Below are 24,024 nucleotides of genomic sequence, written 5' to 3'. Positions count from 1 at the left end.
ATGAGAAGAAAATTGAAAAATAAAAACTAAGTTTAACCCAAGGATAGATCAAATCTAGGCAGTTCGTTTACCCTGGTCAGTTTCATCCGGCGAAGGTGGGTCACTTTACCCGGCTTATCCACATCAATAACGGGAATAGTCCTGTTTTTTCAGAACTACCGGATGGTGAATATACCGTAGAGATTCAGGACAGTTGTGGAAACACAGGTGTCTTTGAATTTAAGACCGATGTCCCTAAGTCCCCGGTCATCAAACCGGAAAACCTATGTGATGGCCAAGTGGGCTCCCTTTCCATAGAGGGATTATCCTTTTTGGATATCGAATGGACCAAGGATGGAGATCCGACAGTCATCGGAACCGGAAATACACTTTCGTTCAACCCATTTAATGAAGCGACGGATGTGGGCTTGTACCATGCGAACATCTCCTATGGTCCCAATCCCAGTGCCTGTATCAATCAAACATTAAGTTTTGAGGTCATTTCCCCGCCAGATTTACCTGAGGCGGGTACGGGACAGACCATTGACATTTTACAACAAGATGCCGATATCATCAATCTTTTTGATTTTTTGACCGCACCCTATGATAACTATGGGGATTGGACCGACCTTTCCAATACCGGGATGTTAAACAACGAAGTATTGGATGCCAGTACATTGCCTGTTGGCACCTACCAATTCCAGTATGATGTCAAGGGTATCTGTTCCGGCTTGGATTCCACAACAGTGACCATAAACATCATATCCTCTGACCTGACCGCATCGGATGACAGCTTTTCCAACATTTGTCCGTTCGAAGCACAGAACAACATTGGCAATGTCATGGACAATGATACGGAGGGTGGCCCTGTTGTCCATGTGGATTATTCGATCAGTGAGGAAGTTCCAGATCCTGATGGTATTATTTCGGTAAACCCGGATGGTTCCGTTGATGTTGCCGCAAATGCCCAACCAGGCCAAACTTACACATTGGAATATCGCATTACCGAAGTGGCCAATAGCAACAATTTTGATACAGGGATTCTGACCGTCACCATCAATGTCGACACCATTGACCCGACTTTCAACGAGACACTGCCATCGGACGTTACTGTGGAATGCGATGCAATTCCAGCTCCGGAGATCTTGACCGCATCTGATGACTGTGGTACCTCGGTGGTTACATTCAACGAAACAACCGCTGCGGGAAGTTGTCCAAATACGTATACGTTGACCAGGGAATGGACCGCTGAAGACCTATCTGGCAACACCGCTGTTCATACCCAAGTAGTAACCGTGGAAGATACCGCTGCCCCAACGTTCAATGAAACCTTGCCCACTGATATTACAGTAGCCTGCGATGCTGTTCCTACGGCACCGCCCCTGACGGCAACGGACAATTGCGGAACGGCAACGGTTGCCTTTAGCGAATCGGCGGTTGGCACCTGTGCGGGCAACTATACGATCACACGGGAATGGGTGGCCACGGACCAATGCGGTTTGACCACTTCACACACCCAAGTGATAACCGTTGAGGACAACATTGCGCCAACGTTCAATGAATCTTTGCCCACGAATATTACGGTAGCCTGTGATGCTGTTCCAACGGTAGATACCTTGACCGCATCGGACAACTGTGGTACGGCGACGGTGACCTATGATGAAACCATGGCCTTAGGTTCCTGCCCGGGTAACTATTCCATAAGAAGGGAATGGACCGCGACGGACGATTGTGGCAATACAACAATACATGCCCAGGTCATTACCGTGGAAGACACCACGACACCAATGTTCAATGAACCCTTACCTACTGATATTACGGTATCATGTGATGCCGTTCCAATGGCGGATACCTTGACAGCTACGGATAGCTGCGGCACGGCATCGGTAACCTTCAACGAAACAATAATGCCAGGCTCATGCCCTGGAAATTATATGATTTCGAGGCAGTGGACAGCAACCGATGAATGTGGCTTGACATCCGTTCACATCCAGACAATTACAGTGGAGGATACCACTCCGCCTACATTCAATGAAACATTGCCAACGGATATAACCGTAGCATGTGATGCCATCCCAATAGCAGAAACATTGACAGCTTCCGATATCTGTGGAACCACTACGGTCACCCTTACGGAAACCATTGTTTCCGGGGACCCATCAGGTGACCATGTATTGGAAAGGGTGTGGACAACGACTGACGAATGTTCCAATAGCACGTCGCACTCCCAACAGGTGACCGTCATGTCCTGTATTGAAAACCCCGATATTGCCCTAATCAAGACGGGTAGTTTTCAGGATGAGAACAACGATACGTTTGCCCAAGAGGGAGAAAGTATCACCTATACCTTTACAGTGGTCAACACAGGGGACGTCCCGCTAAACGATCTTCAAATAAAGGATGATATGTTGGAGCCAAGTACGATTCCGGTTTCCCCGTCAACCTTGCTGCCCGGGGAATCCGTAACGGCCAATGCATCCTACCGTCTGACCAAAATGGACATGGAAGGGGAATCCATTTCCAACACGGCCAAGGTCTCCGCTAAAACCGAGAATGGTTCTGATATTTTGGATGTATCGGGAACCGCAGCCGGAAATGACGACCCGACCGTCATCCAACTACGCATGAAATCAGGCAATGTCACTATTCCCAATGTAATCACCCCTAACGGGGATGGCAAAAATGATTTCTTTAGCCTTTCAGGGTTGCCACCGACAACAAGGGCCTACTTGGTTATAACGAACCGTTGGGGCAACGAGGTATATAAAAACAGTGATTATCAAAACGATTTTAACGGTCATGGACTGAACGAAGGCACCTATTTCTATCAACTCTCCATTTCTGGACCCTCAAATACGGAACAATCGTACCACGGATGGTTGTTCATTAAACGATAAGCCCAAAAACTATGAGATTAAAACAAATCCGATATATACTACTTTGGAACCTTTTCATTTTTGCCCATTTCAGTGTAATTGCGCAGCAAGAGGTCCAATTCACCCAATATATTTTCAACACCTTAAGCGTAAACCCTGCATATGCAGGCTATAAAGAACAGTGGTTTGTACAATTGGCACTTCGAGACCAATGGTCAGGGCTTGATGGGGCTCCCAGGACCGGACAATTCTCGGTTGATGGCATCCTAGATCCGGATACCCGAAATATGGGCGTGGGCCTTCAGGTCACCTCTGACAAACTGGGTCCCCAGACCAGTACTTCTGTTTATCTCAATTATGCATACCGGATACGTCTGAATGCTTCGGACACCAAACGATTGGGGTTTGGTCTCGGTGCCGGATTGGCACAGCACGGTCTGAACGGATCTGAATTTTCACCAACAGATCCCGATGATGCCTATCTGTTATACGGCAATGAACATGTTTGGAAATGGAACATGCGCCTTGGTGCGTATTACTACAGTCCCAGATGGTATGTGGGCGCTTCATTGATGGATGTTCTCGATAGAAAGGAAAGCTACGTTTTCAATAGTGACGACGACTATTACAATATATTTCACAGGAAGCATTTCTACTTTATTGGTGGTGCAATATTTGACATGGGGGCGTCCTTCAAACTACGCCCCAGCTTCCTGTTGAAAGAAGATTTCAAGGGTCCCTCCAGCCTAGACCTTAATGCCATGATGATCTATGAGGAAAAATTCTGGTTCGGACTGGGCTATCGGACCGGGGTCGAGGTCTGGGACAAAACCTACAATGATTTCAGTGCAAAGGACCTATCGACCACCAATTCCATCTCAGGGATAGTACAATTTTACCTGTCCGAACGGTTCAGGATCGGGTATTCCTATGATTACATGCTCAATGATATGGAAAATGTCCAGAATGGCACCCATGAAATCACCCTGGGATACACTTTCCAAATCAGAAAAAAACGTTTATTGAGCCCTAGGTTCTTCTAATGCCCCAAAACAAGTCAATCGTGAAAAACCAAAATATCATTTCAATGAAATTGCTGTTTACCCTAATGTCCCTTTTCTTTGTCATTTGTGTCGGATATACCCAGGAGCAGCCCAGTAACCGAGATAAGGCATATGAACATCTGTCAAAGTTCCAATATGCCCGTGCCATCCCCCTATTACTGAAATTGGTCGATCGAAAAAAACCGCGCTTGGAGGACTTGGAACAATTGGCCCAGAGCTATTACCTGACCAATGATTATGAGCAGGCGGCCAACTGGTATACGCGTGTTACCGAACACCCGGAAAGCCCTGCGGAAAACCTATTGCATTATGCTAAAAGCCTCAAACAGACCCATCAATACAAAAAAGCCATCAAAGCGTTGGTGGACTATACCGAACGGACCGGCAACACCGACGATATTGCCCTGGAGTTGGAAGGATCTAAGAAAGCCTTGGAGTGGCTCGCGAATCCTAGACCCTTGGAACTCTATAATGAGACAAACATCAATACCCCAAGATCTGAGTTTTCGGTCCATCCGACACAAAATGGGGTATACTATACCGGGGAACCCCTAAAGGGAAAGGGAAATTATGGATGGACTGGCAGTTCCTATTTACAGGTCTATCAAGCCGAACTGGATGAAACAGGTCACATCATAGATTCAAGCCCCATCAAAAACGAACCAAACCCAAACAGCAGATACCATATAGGACCTGTGAGTTCCAACAAAAATGGTGATACCATGTTTGTCACCCGTACTTATGTTGGGAACAAACCAAACAAGGAGCCGGAAAATGGCATCAAATACATGACCCATCGTCTTGAACTCTTGATTTACAACAAGGATGCAGCAGGAAGCTGGAAAAAGACCTCTTTTCCCTTTAACAATATTAAAGAATATTCCGTAGGCCACGCTGTGTTGGCGCCAGGGGAAAAATCTCTTTACTTCATCTCCAATCAACCAGGAGGATTTGGTGGAACAGACATCTGGTTTTCGGAGTTACAGGAAAATGGTCAATGGGGCAAACCAATCAATGCTGGAAGTACCATCAACAGTGAGGGAAATGAAATGTTCCCAAGTTTTGGTTCCAATGGATTCCTGTACTACTCCAGTGACGGCCATCCGGGCATGGGGGGACTTGATGTGTTCCAGTCCAATAAAATAGAAACGGGCTGGACCGAACCCAAAAATCTCCAGCACCCCATCAATAGTGGCGGTGATGATTTTTCCTACATCACTTGGAACGATTCAAATGGTGTTACAAGGACCTTCATGGCCTCCAACAGATCGGGAGGCAAAGGAAATGATGACATCTATAGTTTGGAAGCAAACGATGGAAGGAGATTGGTGTTGGACGGAGTTACCTATATGGGGCAAACCACAGAGAAAACGCTATCGGGGGTAGCTGTCACATTATACGATGGGGAGCGCACCCTTATGGCCAAGACACAAAGTGGTATGGAGGGGGCATTCCATTTTGAAATCGACCCGGAAAGGACATACAAGATACTCGGTCAGAAAAAGGGATTTTATAGTGACTCATTGACATTGAGCAACATTGGAATCCTTCGGGATACCCTTCGTACCACACTACATTTAGAGCCCATGTTCGAAGTGGGCAAGAAAATTGTATTGGAGGACATCCATTATGATTTTGACAAATTTGATATCCGAAGGGATGCGGCCCATGTTCTGAATGAACTCGCGAGAATCCTTAGGGACCACCCCAGTCTTACTATTGAACTTTCCTCCCATACGGACAGTAGGGGCAAATCCAATTACAATATGAAATTATCAGAGAAACGGGCCAAGTCCGCTGTGGATTACTTGGTGTCCCGGGGTATTTCAAGAAATCGATTATTTGCAAAAGGCTATGGGGAATCACAATTGTTAAACAATTGCCCTGACCATGCACTTTGTACCGAAGAGGAGCACCAAGCCAACCGTAGGACCGAGATCAAGGTCTTGGCATATTAGTATTTTAGTTATACCATATCAAATTATAAAAGCTAGGGGCCTGCCTGCCATAGCAATCGTTTCGCTGGTATTAAGGAAACTGATAACTAATCTCTCTAAGTATATTCGATGAAACATTTAGAGTTCCAACGAATGGGAGCGGCTCATGGCGCAGATAAAACACCAGACACTACCATCAAACCCTTTATAAATTAATAGATTATAATTATATTTCTCTATCTTTTTAATTATTGATTGGTTATGGACAACTACCTCAATGCAAGTGAGGAATCGGGCAAAGAATTTTACCGTAATTTCCACGACAAGGGAAGAATTGTATTATTGAACCTATTGAAATTTAGGAAGAGAGCTGATTATACCTCCCATCGGAACATAAAGCCAGCTGTTGAAATAACCGGTGAGGAAGCTTATCGTTTATACCTTGAAAGTACCATTCCTGAACTGGAAGAAGTAGGCAGCCGAATCCTATATTATGGAAAAAGTGGACGTTTTCTTATTGGTCCACATCACCCAAAATGGGATGCTATATTACTGGTCGAACATGCATCGGTAACAAAATTTATGGAATTTTCCCAAAGTAAGGGTTATCTTAAAAACGCAGGACATCGTACAGCAGCCCTTGAAGATTCCAGATTGTTGCCCTCAACGGAAATAAAGGATTTTTATAACCCAAAGGAAAGTGTGTAATCGCTTTCCAATATAAAACCAAAATGGACAATGTATAAACTGAGAGCAAGGCATTCCATCACTTTTTTAAGCTTCTTTTTGATTATTTCATCCAGGGGCCAAGAATCTTGGATTGATACTTCCCCGCATTCTGGGTTAAGCGAACTAAGAACCGACTTTTCATTTAAGACCTTGGTATCCAATAATTCTGTAAAAAGCATTACTGGAACATTAAAGCGATTGAACGAAGCAAAGCAGTACTTTGATGAAATATTTAATACAGATTTGGATTTTGCTGTTCTATTTGTCGAAAATGAAAAATGGGGGAAACACGCCTATTTTCCACCACCAGGTTTACCACAAGCTATACATGGAAATGTAATCTTGGGATTGGACAAATCAGTACTTTCAATAACGGTAGAAGAAACAATCGATAGATTGCCCGAACAGCACCAAGCCATGCTGAAGCCCGTCTACGGTGATGACATCAACTTGGACCTTTTCTACAGGGATATCCTATCCATCCATGAATTGGCACATCTTTATCACTTTAAAGAAGGTACCAAACCGCAAAGAAAATGGTTGCAAGAACTGTTTGCCACCATGAGCATGTATTCCTTCGTAAAAGAAAAATCTAAAAATGCTTACAATTTAATGAACACATATCCTGAATTTGTCCTTAACTCGGGAAATCGGATGGCCGAACACAAGACCCTCAAAGATTTTGAGGAAAAATATGTCCAAAACCTGTCACCCCAGAATTATGAGTGGTTTCAAATGCAATTCTACCAACATGCAAGGTCGATTATTGATTCCGGTGATCGGCATATATTAGAAAGGCTCCATAATTTTCTAATCAATACCGATTTGGATAGAACGGCGAGACTAAGTGACGAGGAATTATCCCTTCGTTTGAAAAAAGAAGTCAGCACAAGCGTTTCTGATATTTTGGACACGTGGATGTATAGATGATTTTTGGACCGAAGTGTATACAAATTGATATAACCATCTTTTAGGACACCTCCTTAATTCTTAAATTTTCCTAGTAGATCATTCTTCTGATTTTTATCGGATATATTGCTCTACTCATTTCTTTTGTGGCGAAGGGAGATGCTCATTTTATCGAACTGGGCCGGGAACCAATTATAGTCTGAAATAAAATTTAACGGAAATTGGCACGAAACAAGGTTCAAAACCATTCTTTTGTTAAAGTTAAGTTAAACTAGAGCCCCTTTCGGTGGCACCGCAATTTTACTCCTCTCAAAACCCCTAAAAACATTGAGTTTTTCCAATTCAGAAAATACCCTCTTCCTCCGCAAAAAACCCGCAACATTTGTTGCGGTTTTTTGTTTTTAATGATATTGTTGAAAACCAACCAATAACGGAATTATTCTTGTTGTTTGGATGTATAATTGGCTTCAAAAGGACTACAAATTTGTTCGGTGTAATATAAAAAACCATTGGAGGACATCCCTTCAATTATAATCTTTACCTCTCGTTGTTCATTTAAGGGAACTGTAATCGAATATGGGACATCTGAGTTTACCTCAAATTGACTTTCCCACCAAATGGCGCCATACCTTTGGTATAACAACGAACCATAATCTGGGTAATTTGGAGTAAAATAGGCTTGTGCCCTACTGAATCCTTTTGGTACAGTAATACTTGTGAACTTATCCCTACCATATAATCCATCGTAGTCATACCGTAACGACAAGGAAATAAATGGTCCTTGATGAGGAGTTACATACCTATTATAAACCATCGATTTTACCATGGAAAGGGGCATGGACATAAGTTGTCCCGAATCAACCGGAAGTCCTTCGATTAAAACTGGCACTCGGGCTAGATAAGGCGGGTCGGGAACATAAACACCAACACCTCCTTTACTATTGGGATGTGTTTGAAACCCAAATTTTCGTATGTAGCTTATAAAACTTGGATACCGTTTCACAGTTGTTTTATCAATGATTCTCATTTGAATTTCAGGAGTTATTTGAAACTTTGTAGTCTCCTTTGCTCTTTCCGAAACTACCACTTCATCCAGAGATATGATTCCATCCGTAAGATTAAAACTTTCATTCATTCTTAATTGCGAAACCCCTGATTTAAACCGGCCCGCTTTGCTCAACCATTTGGTATATTCAAAAGTATCCGCATTGTTATCATCAAAATAGAGTTCCGCTTTTGGTTTTCTAAGTTTTCCTTTGTGGTTCAGTACGCTGATCAATATGGAATCCCCCTCAAACAAAGGCAAGTTTCCTTCAAAATTCTTGTTGGTTGAGAGCTCAAAAAAATTGACTGTACCCAATGCTTGGGAAAACAACGAAACTTGTTTTTCGTTTTCGAGGTCGGCATCCAAAATCTTACCATTAAAAGTAATTTCCTCTTCATGTTTATAAGTGTTACTTTGAGCATACCCTGCTGTGATATACTGGTCAAACCTTTCGGCTCCTTCCATAAGTAATCTGGTATCCATTTGATAATCCCTTGAACGTTTATTGCCATCAAAAAAATAGCGGCCTTCAATATGTTTATGGAGATAAGGCTGAATCAAAAAAGAAGAGGCTATGGAATTATCAGGAAAGTATGCACTTGATTCAGCAGGTAGCACCGACAAACTTAAATTGGCCATTTGATGCCCTTGAGGAAGTATCATATCTATCTGTAAGGAATCTTGAGCTTTGTTTAAACAATAGCTTACATCTACAGAACCTACCCTTTCCTTCAAATTTTGTCTATTAAAAAACATACGTTGCGAAATGGGTTTCATAGTTTCATCCAAAATCACCGCTGTATTGATTCCGCCAGGGATTTGATTGCGATTTACGGAAGTGGGTCCGCTATCTCCATCAAGCTCATAACGATAAACATAATTTCCGTTGACATGGTTATAGATAGCCATAGAAAATTTCTCGTTATTTAAAATAGATTTAGACCGTTTGGAGTTTAGTACAACAACATCCTGTGCTGTATTATCGATGCTTATTCCTATTCCATGGTGTTGTTTATCTTCCAGCTCCTTGGTAACCCAAAGACCGTTTGGAGTTTTCAATTTCAAAAAATAGGTTTCGGTTGGGTCGGCAAAAAAACCAAATCTACCTTGCCCTAATTGGTTTGTTTGAATATTAGACTGTATTCGTTCACCTTTTCCCGTAATCAGCTCTATTTCATTGGTCTTTATTGGTTGTAAGGTTTGGTTAAAAATCTTAAAGCCGACATTATTGTAAGTGTTCGCTACAATTTGTTGACCTTCTGGATAAACTAAAACAGTGATGCCTCCTTTATTCTTTGATTCTGATTGTTCCGCTACTCCAATGATTTCTATATTTTGAAGAAAAGGAGTAGTAAACTCAAAATTCTTCATGTAGTTGGTCCAGGCCATTATGGTATATGAATCCTCAACAAAAGTTGAATCAACTTTAAAATCACCAAAAGAAACCCCATTGCGTATTAAAACCATCTTTTTTGTCAGCATGCTTCCATCTTTTGAAAAAATTCCTACATGTAGGTTTTTCGTGGCCAAGGATGGTAAATGTTGATTCTGATTTTGGACATATGCCTTGAACCATATGTGCTCTCCCTTTAAAAAGGCCGTTTTATTCAATTGTAGGTGGATATTTTCAAGTAAATGCAGACCTTCCGTCCCTTTAGCTGCCCGTTCCTGTGCAAGGGCAACAATTGACAGAATAAAAAAGAGAAGGGATATAACTATGTTTTGAATACGGTACACTGTAAATAAAGATAATACATTACCGTTGGATACCAAACAGTTAAACATCATTCGAAAAAGAATGATGCAATAAGTTTTGTTTAAATAAGAACAACATTATCCTATATTTTTTATTTGGAGTGAATATTCTATTTACCGTATAGATGCTTAACTTTAACCGTGATGAAAAGCGAAAAAGAACTCAAAATACGGTGCTGGATAGATATTGATGGGAGAAAATTCTTTGGTCCCGGGCGTGCCGAACTGTTGATGATGATCGACAAAAATGGTTCGCTTTCCAAAGCTGCTAAAGAAATGGGCATGTCCTACCGCAAAGCCTGGTCCATGGTGGAAGATATGAACCAAAGAGGAAATCGACCTTATGTGGAACTGCATAAAGGTGGCACCAAAGGTGGAGGCGCCGAATTAACGGAGACAGGTAAAAAAGTATTGGCCACTTTCCAGAAAATGACCGATAAAATCAATGAAACAGTTGAGAAACATACGAATGAAATGTTGGGGTTGATCTAAATCTTTATCCCAAAACCGTGCAACAAAATCAGTCGGAATCCCACGTAGAGCACCAAAATACTGGTGAGCACACCCAAAAACTTAAGGTTGAACTTTTTGTTGGATAGATAAGAACCGATACTCCCTCCTATTACTACGGCAACGATAAGTTGAAGCATCAATTCATTGTTTAGTTTGAAGGTGCCTGCAACATTAAGGCCAATCAAACCAGAAATGGAGTTGACCAAAATAAAAACTGAAGCCAAGGAGGCCACTACCCTTGGGTTTTCCCACTTTAAAAGATTCAAAACGGGAGACAGAAAGATACCCCCGCCTATTCCCGAAATTCCCGAAAGCAAACCGATACCACCACCAAGCAATGATTTTTTTGGATTTGAAAATTTTCTCGAGTCCAGTTTTTTCTTGGCAAAGCGAAGCAGCATAAAAACTCCCGCCATCACCAAGGCACCTCCCAAGACTAAAAAAAACATGGTCTGGGACAAACGTATTTGAGCACCGAGATACGCAAACGGAATGCTCATCACCAAAAACGGCCAAAACAACTTGATATCGAACACGCGGTTACGGATAAAAACGATGGTTCCGATGCTCACCACGCAAATATTTAAAATGAGCGCAGTGGAACGTATTTCGTAAAAATCGGTCAGGAAAAGACTTAAAATAGCCAAATAACTGGACCCGCCCCCAAATCCGACCGAGCTATAAAACAGCGCAATCAGAAAAAAGACAATGGGCAAGTATTCAACCGTCATCAACTATGAAATTAGTTTACACTTGATCAAATCGCCTTTGTTCAATGTTTCACCGTCCTCCACAAAAGCAATGGCATTCCCTTTAGCCATCGATTGAATCATCGAAGAGCCTTGCCCGTCCAAAATATCCACTTTTCCATCAACAACAGCTGCTTTCAAAAAAGAGGGACGCCCAAAACGGTTTTCGTACGAATGCTTTATCGGAAATTGATAGGTAGGCAAACCAAATTGTCCATAGCCCGATAATTTCTGCAATAACGGTAGCACATAGACATAAAAACAGGTCAATGAGGATGCAGGGTTCCCAGGCAGTGCAAACACAAACTGATTTTGCTTTCTTCCAAAATAAAGTGGTTTCCCTGGTTTTTGAAATACCTTGTAAAACAATTCATTAACTCCATTTTCTTCGAGGGATTGTTTTACAAAATCATAATCCCCGACCGATATTCCTCCTGAGATAATGAGTACATCGCAAGACTCCAATGCAGATTTAATGCCTGCTTTCGTGGCCTCAAAATCATCTTTTATCTGCGCTTTTTGATGATGCTGAAATCCAAATTGCTGAAGTACCCCAGAAATCGCGTAGCTGTTGGACTCGTATATCTGTCCTTCGGTTTTGGGTTCACCCGGTTTTACCAATTCATTTCCCGTGGTGATGATATTGACTTGTGGCTTGGAAAAGACTTCCAATTGCGATAATCCCAAACTGCCCATCAAAGCCAGTGATGGTGGGTTCAAAACGTGTCCTTTTTCAAATACGGCTTGCCCTTCGGTCAACTGACCGCCTTTTTTTCGGATGTTCTGTCCAGGCTTGGGCATCTCATCAAGGAACAGCGTGCTGTCTTTCACGGAGGTTTTCTCCTGCATCATCACGGCAGTAGTGTTTTGGGGCACCTTGGCTCCCGTAAAAATCCGAACCGCTTCGCCATCTTGCAACGAAACTTCCTTGGAATCGCCAGCAGCCACCTCCCCTACCAATCGGTATTCCTGATACAGTCCGCAAAGTGCGTAGCCATCCATCGCGGAATTATCAAACTCGGGCACATCAAAAGGAGCTGTCGTATTTGTTGCCAATGCATAACCCAATGCCTTTTCTAAAGGTTTTGATTCGCTTTTTAAACTAATCTCCTGATTTTCAATAATGCGAAGTGCTTCTTCAATCGTAACCATTAGCCTCCTATTGAAATCATTGAACGGTTTTGCTCGTAATGGTCGGCGTCCATTTTCACGTCCATACCGTCACGAGAATATTTTTTGGATTTAATGGCCTCCAAAATGGTGCTTTCAATCTTTTCTCCATTACGAAATGGCGTCAACAAATCTGTTTCTGAATTCGCGAACAGACAATTTTTCATTTTGCCATCGGCCGTTAAACGAATACGGTTGCATTCATCGCAAAACGGATTGGTAATCGTACTCACAATGCCAAAACTGCCTTTGTGTCCCTTCACCCTAAAATTGGTGGAGGTACTGTGCTTTGGATTATCAAGGGTCTCGATTTCCCCGAACTTATCACCAACGGTCTTTAAGATTTCTTCTTTGGAAACTCCTTTGCTCCAGTCCCATTTATTGCCCTTGAATGGCATAAATTCTATAAACTTGGGTGTTATTTTTTTATCCTTGGTCAAGGCGATAAAATCGTTGATTTCCTTGTCGTTCACGCCCTTAATCAGCACAATATTGAGCTTGATGTCCATATCCATATCCAAGGCCATATTCAGGTTGCGCATAATGCGCTCGTAGTAATCACGCTTGGTGATGAAAATGGATTTGGCCTTGTCCAAGGTATCCAGACTGAAATTGATTTTGCGAAGGCCGATTTTATCGAACAGGTCCAGATATTTGTCAAGTATGATTCCGTTAGTGGTCAATTTTAGGGTCACACCCAGTTTGGCCAACTCTTCGACCAAAAAACCGAAATTCTTGCGAACCAAAGGTTCGCCGCCCGTCAGCCGTACCGTATCCACGCCCAAATCCCGAAATGTCCGCGTCATTTCAATGATTTCCTCCAAGGTCATGATACTGGGCTTTTCCATCAACTCAATACCTTCTTCGGGCATGCAATAAAAGCATCGCAGGTTGCATCGGTCCGTCAATGAAATGCGCAGATAGGTATGTGGCCTACCGAAATTGTCCAGTATTTGTGGTTTTTTGTCAATCATGTCTTTTTCCTTCTATCACTTTAAATGCGTGCAATACGTGTGGGAAAATCGCATCCATCGATTCCGCCGCTCCTTTGGTGGAGCCTGGCAGCGCCAATATCAGTTTACCGTTTTTGATGCCCGCTATGGAACGCGAGAACATCGCCAACGGCATCCGATTTTGCCCGTAGCTTCGCATTTGTTCTTCTACTCCTTTTAGTTTGATGTCCAACAATGGCTCCAAAGTCTGTGGGGTGACATCTCGTGGCCCCACGCCCGTACCTCCCGTAAAAATCAGCAAATCTGCGGAAGTGTTCTCCACTTTTTTGATGATTTCCTCAGCTTCGTCGGGAATAATGCTTTTTTGGGGTTTCACCCCCAATGCCTTCAATTTCTCGATAATTGCCTCCCCTGCCCTGTCCTCTCCTTTTCCTTTGGAAATAGTATCGGAACAGACAACAACATCGGCAGTCAGCCCTTCTGAATTTATTTTGAACGAGGATTTCCCTCCTTTTTTCGATTTGAGGCGAATGGTGCCGATTTCCACGTTTTTGTCAATCGGTTTCAGCATATCGTACATCGTGAGGGCTACAACGCTGGCTCCGTGCATCGCCTCAACCTCTACCCCTGTTTTGTAAATGGTCTTTACCGTCATCGAAATGATGATGTCCAAACCATCAATTTCATAATCGATGCCCGTGTACTCAATGGGCAACGGATGACAATCGGGCAATAGGTCGGGCGTTTTCTTAACACCCAACAATCCAGCCGCCTTGGCCATTTCAAACACATTCCCTTTGGGAACTTCGTTGTTTTGAATGGCATCAATCGTGGCTTGACTACTCGTTTTCACGATAGCTTCTGCGGTGGCTTCCCGCAAGGTGGTTACTTTATGTGTAATGTCTACCATTTACTTGTTTACTTTCCATTGATGGGTTTCGTCCTCAAAAATCTCTTTGCCGAATACGGGCACTTTCGCCTTTATCTCCTCCACAAAAAAATTGGTCGCCTCAATCGCGATTTTTCGGTGTGCTGATGATGTGAACACGAACAGGCACAACTCTCCAACCTTCACTTTGCCCAAACTGTGATAAATATGGGCACAGGTAATATCGAACTTGGCAAAAGCGACTTCGCGAATTTCGTGGAACACTTTCTCGGCCATTTCTTCATAAGCTGTGTAATCGATAGCAGTCACGGTTTTGCCTTCCACTTCGTCGGCCCTGATCTGTCCCAAAAAAATACTGTGCGCGCCAATATTCGTCTTGCTTTGGTGGTTGGCCACCGAATTGGCTATTTTTTCGGGAGGAATCGCTCCTTGTACAAATACTTTTTTTGGTTTCTTCTTATCCATCAATAATTGTTTCTATACCGCCTTCCACGTTTTTCAAATTGTGAAAGCCAAATTCATTTTTAAGGATTTCTATGGCGTTTTTGCTTCGTTTTCCAGATTGGCAGAACACCAAGACCTCTTGATTGTTCGGTATCTCTTGGTAGCGTGATGTCAAATCGCTCAAAGGAATACTCAACACTTTTTTACCCTTTGGTTTGGGCTGCTCGAACACTTCGCGTACATCGAGATACCATTGTTCCTTATTTTTCAAATCGCAATCAATATAAACGGGCGCTATCCCGCTCTTGCGAATTTTTTCCACTTCTTCGGGACGCTTGTTTATGTTGATGGTTTGCTCGCTGGCCTGCATCATATTAATCAACTTTAGCTTGCCTGACAGCACCTTACCCACCCCAAGGATGATTTTAAGAACCTCGGCTGCCTGAAGCGTTCCCAAAATGCCAGGCAACACGCCCAATACCCCTGTGGCCTCACAGCTGATGTTCTGTCTCGTACTTTTCGGAAATACACAGCGATACGTAGGCCCATTCTGGTAATTGAAGACCGACAATTGGCCTTCATTTTTATATATGGAGGCAAAAACCCAAGGTTTATCGGCCAATATACAAGCATCGTTGATGAGATACTTCGTTTCAAAATTATCGGTACCATCCAAGACAACATCGTATTGTTGGATGATGCTTTTAGCATTTTCAATGGTCAACGGCTCTTCGTACACTTCAAACTGGACCTCACTGTTCTGTTTTTCCAAACGTTCCTTGGCAACAACGCCCTTTGACTTTCCTACATCCGACTCTTGAAACAAAACCTGTCGATGCAGGTTGGACATATCGACCTTATCGTGGTCCATCAAACCCATCTTGCCAACTCCTGCACCCGCCAAAAACATCGCGGCAGGACAGCCCAATCCTCCAACACCAACTAGCAACACTTTGGCATTGCGAAGCTTCTCCTGACCTTCTAGGCCAACTTCCGTGAGTTTTATTTGTCTGTTGTATCTGCTCATCCTCCTGCGAACGGTGGCAACAAGGCCACTTCGTCCCCATCTTTTATGGTTGTTGTATCATCCAGATTTTGGTTTACAGCTATCTGCACGGAATCTTTGTCCGCAATGGACAAACCGTTCAAGCATTGCGCTTTTAGTTCCGAAGCGATAAGCGCTCCATTGAGCTCCAAAACCTCTTCGTACTTATCGGCAGCTTCTGCTACCAAACCAAAATATTTAATGGTCACTTTCATCTGTTCTTTTTTTATTTGCTTTTGAGCGGTCAGATGGAATGCCCCTGAACATATTGTTTGGTACATCGGCTTTGATTAATGGGCATTTCATTTTTCCATTTGCTTTAGTTGCTGTACGTCTTCTTCGGTATCCACATCAAAACCTCCTTTTTTAAAGGTTTCCGTACAATACTTAAAATCTTCCAAGCGAGTTAATTTCTTGGCCCCTTCGTCAGCTTCCAATTGCAACAACAAAGGAAATGCTTCCTTACCAAAAATCGCTGGCACTCCAACGTTTTCCCCATATTGGGAATAGGTCGCATTGGGATGTTGCGTCAGTTGCGTATGCACTAGTTTTATCAAGTTGGCTCGTTCCAAAAAGGGTTGGTCCGATACCAGAAACAATACGTGGTCCAGTCCCTCTTCCTCTGCCATTGCAGCTTCCAGTCCAACCTTGATGCTGGATGCCATTCCTTGCTCCCATTGGGTGTTAATGACCACTTTAAAACTATTGGCATCAATTTTATCCATAATTTCTTCCCGTTTTGCGCCCAATACCAAAATTTTGGTCTGAAAACCCAACAAGTCTACGTTGTCCAACGTATGGTCCAAAAGGGTTTTCCCTTTGAATTCCACCAGCTGCTTGGGTCGCCCCAAACGAGTGGAGCCACCTGCTGCCAATACAACCACCGCTATGTTTTCTTCTTCACTCAAAGGGTTATTTTTTGAAATTGATTCTGTTTAGTATCGTGAATCGGCTCAGTTTTCTGCTTTAAAGGTCGGGCTCCTTTGTTGGTCAGTACACTTTGGATTTCCGCCAAAATGGACAATCCGATTTCGGCGGGGGTCTCCGCGCCTATTTCCAATCCTATGGGTGCATGAATCTTGGCTAAATCTTCTTTCGATACTTCGATGCCTTCATCTGCCAGCTCATTGAGCATACGCTCATATTTCTTCAATGGGCCCAAAATGCCTATGTAAGGTGTCTCTGAATTTCCTAGCAACAATTTGAGCACCGATAAGTCGTAATTGTAATTGTGGCTCATCAACACAAAACAAGTTCGATTGTCTATGTTGATGTTCTTTAAAGTTTCTTCGGGTTTGGTCACGATGACTTGGCACGACCCCACAAAACGTTCTTTGTTGGCATGTGTGGGACGTCCGTCGGTAACAGTTACTTTCCAACCCAACAAATCAGCTTGTTGTGCCAAAATTTGGGCATCGTTACCCGCTCCTACCAAAATCAATTTTACTGGGGGTTGATGTATTTGGATAAATGCAAAATGTGTTTTCTCTTCAGTAGTGACCTCTGCATAATAGGAAGCTTTTTCGTTGATGACCTCTTTGCTTTTAAAAAGCAAGGCTTGTTGCAAATCATTCGAAATCTGCTGCCCTAAAACTGCTTCGTTTTCATCTGTAACCAAAACAGTTCCTTGTTGATGCTGGGTTTTATCCAAGTCAAAAACAACGGAAACAGCCATTGGAACTTCCTGTTTGGCAACAGTTTTTAAAAGTTCACAGGGATTGTTCCCTGCGGTATAATTTATGGGTTCAAACAACACCTGAATGATTCCGTTGCAACCCAACTGCGCTCCGATTACCGCATCTTCCTCATCACTCGTATCGTAAGTGACCAGTTTATTTTCTTGTCTATCCAACGCAAAAAGCGCTTTTCTAAGCGCATCGCCCTCCAAGCAACCCCCGCTTATGGCTCCCGTGATATTGCCATACTCATCCACCAACATCCGCGCGCCCGCTCTACGGTACGATGACCCTTCAACATGAACCACAGTGGCCAAAATACAGCGTACATTTTGTGATTTTAGTTCCTGATATTTTTTTATGATGACATCCAACTCCCTCATACCACAGTGGTTTTTAGTTGGTTGATGGCTTTTTTAATCTCAGAAACGGCTTTCTCAATGTCTTCCGAAGACGTGTCTCGCCCTGTGCTGATGCGTAGACTGGCCAAGGCAATATCATCCTCAACGCCCATCGCTTTTAATACGTGGGACGGATTCACCTGATTCGCGGTGCAGGCGGAACCGCGGGAAACGGCCATGGTGTTCAAATAACGGAGCAGCTTGGTGCCATCCACCCCATTGAAAGATACATTCGTGGTATTGGGCAAACAGTTTTCATTTTGGCAATTGATTGTAGCCTCCCCAATGGTCAAAAGTTCTTGCTCCAATTGGTTTTGAAGGGCTACCAATTTTTGTCGATTTTCTTCCAAGTTGTTTTGGGCAATGCTGCAAGCCTCTCCAAAACCAACAATGCCAGGAACGTTCAAAGTGCCAGGACGAACCCCTTTTTCATGGTCTCCGCCAAAAAGATGTTTATCTATCGAAATACTGTTGTTTTTATTTAAATAAAGTGCTCCAATCCCTTTGGGGCCATAAAGTTTGTGTGAAGAGAAAACAGCGATATCGATTCCCAAATCCTGTACATCCACTGGAACTTTCCCGACCGCTTGTGTGATATCCGACATCACGGGAACATTGTTGGCATGTGCTATTTCCGTTGTGGTTTTTATTGGATGAATCAAGCCCGTTTCGTTGTTGGCGAGCATCATGCAAACCAAAATTGTGGACGATTTTATGGCCGCTTCCAATTCATTCAAATCAATATTTCCCTGCCCATCCACATCCAAATAGGTGACTTCAAAACCATCGGACTCCAACGCTTCCAATGTATCGAGAACCGCTTTGTGCTCCGTTTTGCAAGAAATGATATGGTTTCCCTTGCTCCTGTTCTTTTTGCAAAATCCAAACAACGCCAAATTGGCGGCTTCCGTAGCACCCGAAGTGAAAGTGAGTTCCGTTGGTCTACAACTCACAAGCTTTGCCACCTGTTCTCGCGCCGTTTCCACAGCGTCCTTGGCATACCACCCAAAAGAATGATCACTGCTGGCATTGCCAAAATGCTCGGTAAAATACGGCAGCATCGCCTCCACCACCCTTGGGTCCACAGGTGTGGTTGCATTATAATCCAAGTATATTTTTCTAGTTGCCGACAAAATGGAATCGTTATGTTTGCATGTGCATAACGCAATTTAATAAGAATGAATCAGTATTCAACTATGTTTTTCAAACCATTTAAGAAATAAAATCGAAGAAAATTTTTGGTGGCTACACTATTAATCGTAATATTGCAATGAATAAATTAAACTGATGGGTATTACCAAAACAGAAATATTTACCGATAAGCAAAACCAGATTGCACAGTATGCGAAGGTTCTGGGCCACCCTGCACGCGTTGCCATTTTACAGTATTTGTACAAATTGAATGCCTGTGTTTGTGGTGACTTGGTGGATGAAATCGGTTTGGCTCAACCTACCATTTCCCAGCACTTAAAGGAATTAAAGCATTTGGGGCTGATTAAGGGAAACGTTGAAGGAACCAGTGTTTGCTATTGTATTGATGCCGACAACTGGAAGAAAATGAAGACCGTTATGTCCGAGTTTTTGGACCAAGACCTCAATCAAAAAGATTGTTGCTAAAAAAATTTGAACACATTAATCGTAATATTACAATAAATAGAGATAATTATGAAGTTAGACGAAGTTAAATCAGCATTGGCCCAATTGGACACCATTGCGTTTCAATTGCCCAACGGGGAGTTGGTCCCCAATCATTTTCATGTGACCGAAGTGGGTAAAATTACTAAAAATTTTATTGATTGTGGCGGTACCGTTCGCCATGAAGAAGTGGTCAACTTCCAGCTTTGGAACGCCAATGATTACGACCACAGACTTCATCCCGAAAAATTGGTGCACATTATTGAACTGTCCCAAAAAACATTGGATATCGGCAATTTGGAGGTTGAAGTGGAGTATCAGGGACAGACCATTGAAAAATTTGCCCTCGATTTTGATGGCACCAACTTTTTGCTCACCACCAAGCAAACGGATTGTTTGGCCAAAGATAAATGTGGAGTCCCTGCGGAAAAACCAAAAGTAAAATTGTCCGAACTGCAAAGCTCAGCATGTTGCACGCCTGGTAGCGGCTGCTGTTAACCCAAATCAAGTTCTTATGTCACATTATTCGGTGTTGAACGGTTTCATTTCAAATCTGGATGCACAATCCATCACAACGGAGAGAAAGCAAACTTTGTCCCCTCTTGTGGAGTATATTCAAGAAAAGACGGACAATAAAGAGTCGATTCGACTTAATCTTATCTGTACCCACAACTCCAGACGTAGCCATTTGTCCCAAATTTGGGCACAAACCATGGCGCATCACTTTGGTGTCGCGAACGTGAGCTGCTATTCTGGAGGAACGGAGGCCACTGCCCTATTTCCCATGGTAGCTTCAACTTTGGCGAACACTGGTTTTGAAGTGCGAATGCTTTCCGAAGGAAAAAACCCTGTGTACGGCATCAAGTTTTCGGAAAATGAACATCCTGTTATCTGTTTTTCCAAACGGATGGATGATGATTTTAACCCAAAATCAGACTTTGCAGCCATCATGACCTGTTCACAGGCTGATGAAGGTTGCCCCTTTGTGCCTGGTGCCGAGAAACGCATTCCGATCACGTACGAAGACCCAAAAGCATTTGATGACACGCCTCAACAGGCAGAAAAATACAGCGAGCGAAGCAAACAGATTGCTACCGAAATGTTGTATGTATTTTCCCAAATTCAGAAGTAATGGCAAACAAGAAACTCAGTTTTTTAGATAGAAATCTTACTCTTTGGATTTTTGTGGCCATGGCAGTGGGGGTCGGAATTGGTTACTTTTTTCCAAGTTTTCCCGATTTCGTCAATTCGTTCAGTAGCGGGACCAACAACATCCCCATTGCCATCGGGTTGATTTTGATGATGTATCCTCCCTTGGCAAAGGTCAAGTATTCCTTGCTTCCAAAAGTGTTCAAAAACACCAAGATCCTGTCCATTTCCCTTGTCTTGAATTGGTTTGTGGGCCCAATTTTAATGTTTGTCCTTGCCATCATCTTTCTAAGGGACTACCCTGAATACATGGTAGGACTTATTTTGATTGGTTTGGCTCGCTGTATTGCCATGGTGCTTGTTTGGAACGATTTGGCCGAAGGCAGCAGCGAATACGGCGCTGGTTTAGTGGCCTTGAACAGTATTTTCCAAGTTTTTGCCTATAGTTTTTATGCGTGGTTGTTCATCACCCTATTGCCTCCCTATTTTGGGTTTGAAGGTGCCATTGTGGACATTTCCATCGGGACGATTGCCGAGAGCGTGGCCATTTATCTTGGCATCCCTTTTTTGATGGGAATTTTGAGTCGTCAAATCTTACTGAAATCTAAGGGCGAAGCTTGGTACACTGAAAAGTTTATCCCTGCAATTTCGCCCATGACCTTGATTGCCCTTTTGTTTACCATTGTGATCATGTTTTCCTTAAAAGGTGAATTGATTGTGCAAATACCCATGGATGTCTTGATTATTGCAGTTCCATTACTGGTCTATTTTGCTTTGATGTTCATTATCGGCTTTTTCACCACAAAAGCGATGGGTGCCGAATACAATAAAACCGCTTCGGTTGCCTTCACCGCAGCTGGAAACAACTTTGAACTCGCCATTGCGGTTGCCATTGCCGTCTTCGGATTGAACTCAGGCCAAGCTTTTGCAGGCGTTATCGGTCCTTTGGTTGAAGTGCCAGCGTTAATTTTATTGGTCAAAGTTTCATTTTGGCTTAGAAAAAAATATTTCAATCCTAAAAAAGTAGAACTTCAAGGTTAAATCACCATTTTAAAAATTCATGGAGTTTAGTAAATTCGACTGGACAAAAAATTTCAAACAAACTAAACTCATTATGACTAAAAGAATAGCTTTTCTTGGATTATTGGCATTACTACTGTCCTGCAATTCAAAAAAGGACGATGCCCAACGTGAACTTGGCTTGGTTTACAATGTTTTAAGGGATTTTGACATTGAGAATTATGAGATTTTTTCAATGAACCTCGATGGGTCCGACAAAAAGAACATTACAGACCTATACCCAGTGGATTGGACCTACTACTCGTATAAGGATACCTTGTATTTTATTTCGGATAGGGGCGCTTGCAAGCGCTGCTATTTTTTGTACAAGACCAATTTTAATGGAGAAAATGTTCAAAAAGTCACCAATCTGGAGCTGGCCGATAGTTGGATGAGCAGCAGAAAGGACGGCACCGAGCTTATCGTAAAGCCCAAGCTGATCACGGAATCAACCTTTTATGTTCTAAACCAAAAAGGTGAAATCATAGATCGATTGGACACAAAACTTCCTTTTGCAGCGGATCCCTTGTTTGTAAATGATGGCAAGCAGGTCGTTTTTAGGGGAGGAAAAACAGTCCGTAAAGAAATCAACGGTTTCGACGAAGAGCTTTACATTATTGATGCGGATGGTAAAAACCGAAAGCAACTTACCCATTATCCCGAAAAAGATACAACAGCAGGTAAATATGAATACAGGGCGGGTGCCCCAAAACTCCATCCAACGGAAAAATTTGTGTCGTACCAAAGCAAGCAAAATGGAAAATACAGCTTATATGCCGTTAGCTTGGATGGAAGCAAAACCTGGAAATTAACGGAAAACGAGCAAAACGAAGGGTGGCACGATTGGAGTCCCGATGGCAAATGGCTGGCCATTGAACTTTTTGACGACGAACAATCGCAGTTTCATATTGGTTTAATGAATTGGGAAACGAAAGAGATGCAAATTCTGACCGATGATACTTTTAAGTTTCAACAGGCTCCGAGCTTTATCTACAAAGATTAAATTGTAGGCTCTACAAGTGCTCTTTATCGATAAAATCAATTTTTCTTGTCATTGGGGTAGGGTTTATTCCGCCCAACTTGTTTATTGGGTAGAAATCGCACAGGGATAATTATGCCCTGAAAAATTTTAAAAAACCCCATACTATGAGAACAAAGATTTTTAGCAGTTTATTTGCCGTAATGACCTTATTTTTTGTAAGCTGCTCCGATGATGAAGGAAACGGAGGAAATCCACAAGGAACAGGCACACTTTCCGTGCAACTCACTGATGCCCCTTTTCCTTATGAATTAGTTGCAGAAGCAAACGTTACCGTTTATAAAGTAGAAGCTCGTCGTGTTTCCGAGGACGACGATGATGATGCTCTTACAGTAAGCCCCTACATTACCTTGATGGAAGAAGAAATAGAAACAAACCTATTGGAACTGACCAATGGCCTGACTCTTCAATTGGCTGAAATTGAGGTTCCTGTTGGCACCTATGATCAGGTTCGTGTATACGTTAAGGGCGTAAATGTAGTTTTGACAGATGGAACTGTTTATGATCTAAAAGTCCCAAGTGGTGACTCATCTGGTATTAAAGTATTTATAGATCCAGGGATTACCGTAGTAGGTGGCCTATCTTCCGATTTACTACTAGATTTTGATGTAAGTCGCTCATTTGTGGCGAAAGGCAATTTAGATGTAAACGGCTTCAACTTCAAACCTGTGATCAAGGCCAGTAATCTTTCCACTGCCGGTACACTTGCAGGAAATGTAAGCACTATTGAAGAGGAAACTCAAATCGGCCTATTTGGCGCACAAGTTTCCGTGTTTGCTGCGGACACGCTAAACATGACTTCATTTACTGATCCAGACGGTAATTATACCATTCTAGGTCTGGAAGCCGGCACTTATGAAGTGGTTTCCGAGTTTGATGGCTTTATTGCAAGTGATACCTTAGAAGTACAAATAAATGCTGCGAACGTTACAACCCAAGATTTTATTCTTGAAGTAGATCCTGCAGCTACCGAAGAAGAAACAACAGAAGGCGGAAATTAATATCCCC

Annotated in this window: 23 protein-coding genes; 12 read left to right on the top strand and 11 right to left on the bottom strand. The window is 42.7% G+C overall.

The genetic code is table 11. The features are described 5' to 3' along the window. The first annotated feature begins 95 nt into the window (after window positions 1-95). From J0656_RS20355 to J0656_RS09910, 5 genes are all read left to right on the top strand, one after another. Complete coding sequence (locus J0656_RS20355; protein WP_207033307.1) at window positions 96-2,876, top strand: T9SS type B sorting domain-containing protein; 2,781 nt, start codon at window positions 96-98, stop codon at window positions 2,874-2,876. Between the two features lie 11 nt (window positions 2,877-2,887). Continuing rightward, a complete protein-coding gene (locus J0656_RS09925) occupies window positions 2,888-3,898 on the top strand; it encodes a PorP/SprF family type IX secretion system membrane protein (protein ID WP_207033305.1) in 1,011 nt (336 codons plus the stop codon). Window positions 3,899-3,942: 44 nt separating this feature from the next. Next, entirely contained in the window at window positions 3,943-5,877 is a 1,935-nt protein-coding gene (locus J0656_RS20350; RefSeq protein WP_207033303.1) for an OmpA family protein, read from the top strand. A gap of 240 nt (window positions 5,878-6,117) precedes the next feature. After that, the gene (locus J0656_RS09915) at window positions 6,118-6,564 is read left to right on the top strand and encodes a DUF1330 domain-containing protein (protein WP_207033302.1); all 447 of its coding nucleotides are present in this window, start codon (window positions 6,118-6,120) and stop codon (window positions 6,562-6,564) included. A gap of 30 nt (window positions 6,565-6,594) precedes the next feature. Further along, window positions 6,595-7,515: a hypothetical protein gene (locus J0656_RS09910; RefSeq protein ID WP_207033300.1), complete on the top strand. Its 921-nt coding sequence runs from the start codon at window positions 6,595-6,597 to the stop codon at window positions 7,513-7,515. A gap of 415 nt (window positions 7,516-7,930) precedes the next feature. Here J0656_RS09910 and J0656_RS09905 read toward each other — a convergent pair whose 3' ends face one another. Further along, the gene (locus J0656_RS09905; RefSeq protein WP_207033298.1) at window positions 7,931-10,021 is read right to left on the bottom strand and encodes a hypothetical protein; all 2,091 of its coding nucleotides are present in this window, start codon (window positions 10,019-10,021) and stop codon (window positions 7,931-7,933) included. Window positions 10,022-10,438: 417 nt separating this feature from the next. On the opposite strand from J0656_RS09905, the gene J0656_RS09900 reads away from it, so the two are divergent. Continuing rightward, window positions 10,439-10,786, top strand: coding sequence for a winged helix-turn-helix domain-containing protein (locus tag J0656_RS09900; protein ID WP_207033297.1), 348 nt, complete (start codon window positions 10,439-10,441; stop codon window positions 10,784-10,786). Here J0656_RS09900 and J0656_RS09895 read toward each other — a convergent pair. From J0656_RS09895 to J0656_RS09850, 10 genes are read right to left on the bottom strand one after another with little or no spacing between them, the layout of a single operon-like run. Further along, window positions 10,783-11,538 carry a sulfite exporter TauE/SafE family protein gene (locus J0656_RS09895; protein WP_207033295.1) on the bottom strand — a complete coding sequence of 252 codons (756 nt, stop codon included), beginning with the start codon at window positions 11,536-11,538 and terminating at the stop codon, window positions 10,783-10,785. The genes J0656_RS09900 and J0656_RS09895 overlap by 4 nt on opposite strands. 3 nt (window positions 11,539-11,541) lie before the next feature. Continuing rightward, window positions 11,542-12,708: a molybdopterin molybdotransferase MoeA gene (locus J0656_RS09890; RefSeq protein ID WP_207033293.1), complete on the bottom strand. Its 1,167-nt coding sequence runs from the start codon at window positions 12,706-12,708 to the stop codon at window positions 11,542-11,544. Beyond that, window positions 12,708-13,700: a GTP 3',8-cyclase MoaA gene (moaA, locus tag J0656_RS09885; protein WP_207033290.1), complete on the bottom strand. Its 993-nt coding sequence runs from the start codon at window positions 13,698-13,700 to the stop codon at window positions 12,708-12,710. Before moaA ends, J0656_RS09890 begins: the two co-directional genes overlap by 1 nt. Beyond that, a complete protein-coding gene (gene moaCB, locus J0656_RS09880) occupies window positions 13,693-14,589 on the bottom strand; it encodes a bifunctional molybdenum cofactor biosynthesis protein MoaC/MoaB (protein ID WP_207033289.1) in 897 nt (298 codons plus the stop codon). Before moaCB ends, moaA begins: the two co-directional genes overlap by 8 nt. After that, entirely contained in the window at window positions 14,590-15,033 is a 444-nt protein-coding gene (locus J0656_RS09875) for a molybdenum cofactor biosynthesis protein MoaE (RefSeq protein ID WP_207033287.1), read from the bottom strand. Continuing rightward, window positions 15,026-16,039, bottom strand: coding sequence for a HesA/MoeB/ThiF family protein (locus tag J0656_RS09870; RefSeq protein WP_207033285.1), 1,014 nt, complete (start codon window positions 16,037-16,039; stop codon window positions 15,026-15,028). The genes J0656_RS09875 and J0656_RS09870 overlap by 8 nt, the downstream gene beginning before the upstream one ends. Further along, the gene (locus J0656_RS09865; protein WP_225604618.1) at window positions 16,036-16,338 is read right to left on the bottom strand and encodes a MoaD/ThiS family protein; all 303 of its coding nucleotides are present in this window, start codon (window positions 16,336-16,338) and stop codon (window positions 16,036-16,038) included. Before J0656_RS09865 ends, J0656_RS09870 begins: the two co-directional genes overlap by 4 nt. A 21-nt stretch (window positions 16,339-16,359) precedes the next feature. After that, on the bottom strand, window positions 16,360-16,965 hold the full coding sequence (locus J0656_RS09860) for a nucleotidyltransferase family protein (RefSeq protein WP_207033284.1): 606 nt from the start codon (window positions 16,963-16,965) through the stop codon (window positions 16,360-16,362). Then, window positions 16,962-18,116 carry an XdhC family protein gene (locus tag J0656_RS09855; protein WP_207033282.1) on the bottom strand — a complete coding sequence of 385 codons (1,155 nt, stop codon included), beginning with the start codon at window positions 18,114-18,116 and terminating at the stop codon, window positions 16,962-16,964. The genes J0656_RS09860 and J0656_RS09855 overlap by 4 nt, the downstream gene beginning before the upstream one ends. Then, entirely contained in the window at window positions 18,113-19,267 is a 1,155-nt protein-coding gene (locus tag J0656_RS09850; RefSeq protein WP_207033280.1) for a cysteine desulfurase family protein, read from the bottom strand. Before J0656_RS09850 ends, J0656_RS09855 begins: the two co-directional genes overlap by 4 nt. Window positions 19,268-19,421: 154 nt before the next feature. On the opposite strand from J0656_RS09850, the gene J0656_RS09845 reads away from it, so the two are divergent. The 6 genes from J0656_RS09845 (at window position 19,422) to J0656_RS09820 (ending at window position 24,017) form a co-directional block, all read left to right on the top strand. Further along, window positions 19,422-19,751, top strand: a complete 330-nt coding sequence (locus tag J0656_RS09845; RefSeq protein WP_207033277.1) for an ArsR/SmtB family transcription factor — start codon at window positions 19,422-19,424, stop codon at window positions 19,749-19,751. A gap of 48 nt (window positions 19,752-19,799) precedes the next feature. Further along, window positions 19,800-20,267 (top strand): DUF6428 family protein, encoded by a 468-nt coding sequence (locus J0656_RS09840; RefSeq protein WP_207033275.1) that lies wholly within the window; start codon window positions 19,800-19,802, stop codon window positions 20,265-20,267. 16 nt (window positions 20,268-20,283) lie between these two features. Continuing rightward, window positions 20,284-20,901, top strand: a complete 618-nt coding sequence (locus tag J0656_RS09835) for an arsenate-mycothiol transferase ArsC (RefSeq protein WP_207033274.1) — start codon at window positions 20,284-20,286, stop codon at window positions 20,899-20,901. Next, window positions 20,901-21,959, top strand: coding sequence for an ACR3 family arsenite efflux transporter (gene arsB / locus J0656_RS09830; protein ID WP_207033272.1), 1,059 nt, complete (start codon window positions 20,901-20,903; stop codon window positions 21,957-21,959). The genes J0656_RS09835 and arsB overlap by 1 nt, the downstream gene beginning before the upstream one ends. Before the next feature lie 73 nt (window positions 21,960-22,032). Continuing rightward, the gene (locus J0656_RS09825; RefSeq protein WP_207033270.1) at window positions 22,033-22,980 is read left to right on the top strand and encodes a TolB-like translocation protein; all 948 of its coding nucleotides are present in this window, start codon (window positions 22,033-22,035) and stop codon (window positions 22,978-22,980) included. A 143-nt stretch (window positions 22,981-23,123) separates the two neighbouring features. Continuing rightward, window positions 23,124-24,017 carry a DUF4382 domain-containing protein gene (locus J0656_RS09820; RefSeq protein ID WP_207033268.1) on the top strand — a complete coding sequence of 298 codons (894 nt, stop codon included), beginning with the start codon at window positions 23,124-23,126 and terminating at the stop codon, window positions 24,015-24,017. Window positions 24,018-24,024: the final 7 nt, after the last annotated feature.

Source organism: Flagellimonas aurea, assembly GCF_017313785.1.
GTDB classification, from domain to species: domain Bacteria; phylum Bacteroidota; class Bacteroidia; order Flavobacteriales; family Flavobacteriaceae; genus Flagellimonas; species Flagellimonas aurea.
The sequence above is the reverse complement of the archived record's forward strand: the minus strand, read 5'-3'. Positions and strand labels throughout refer to the sequence as shown.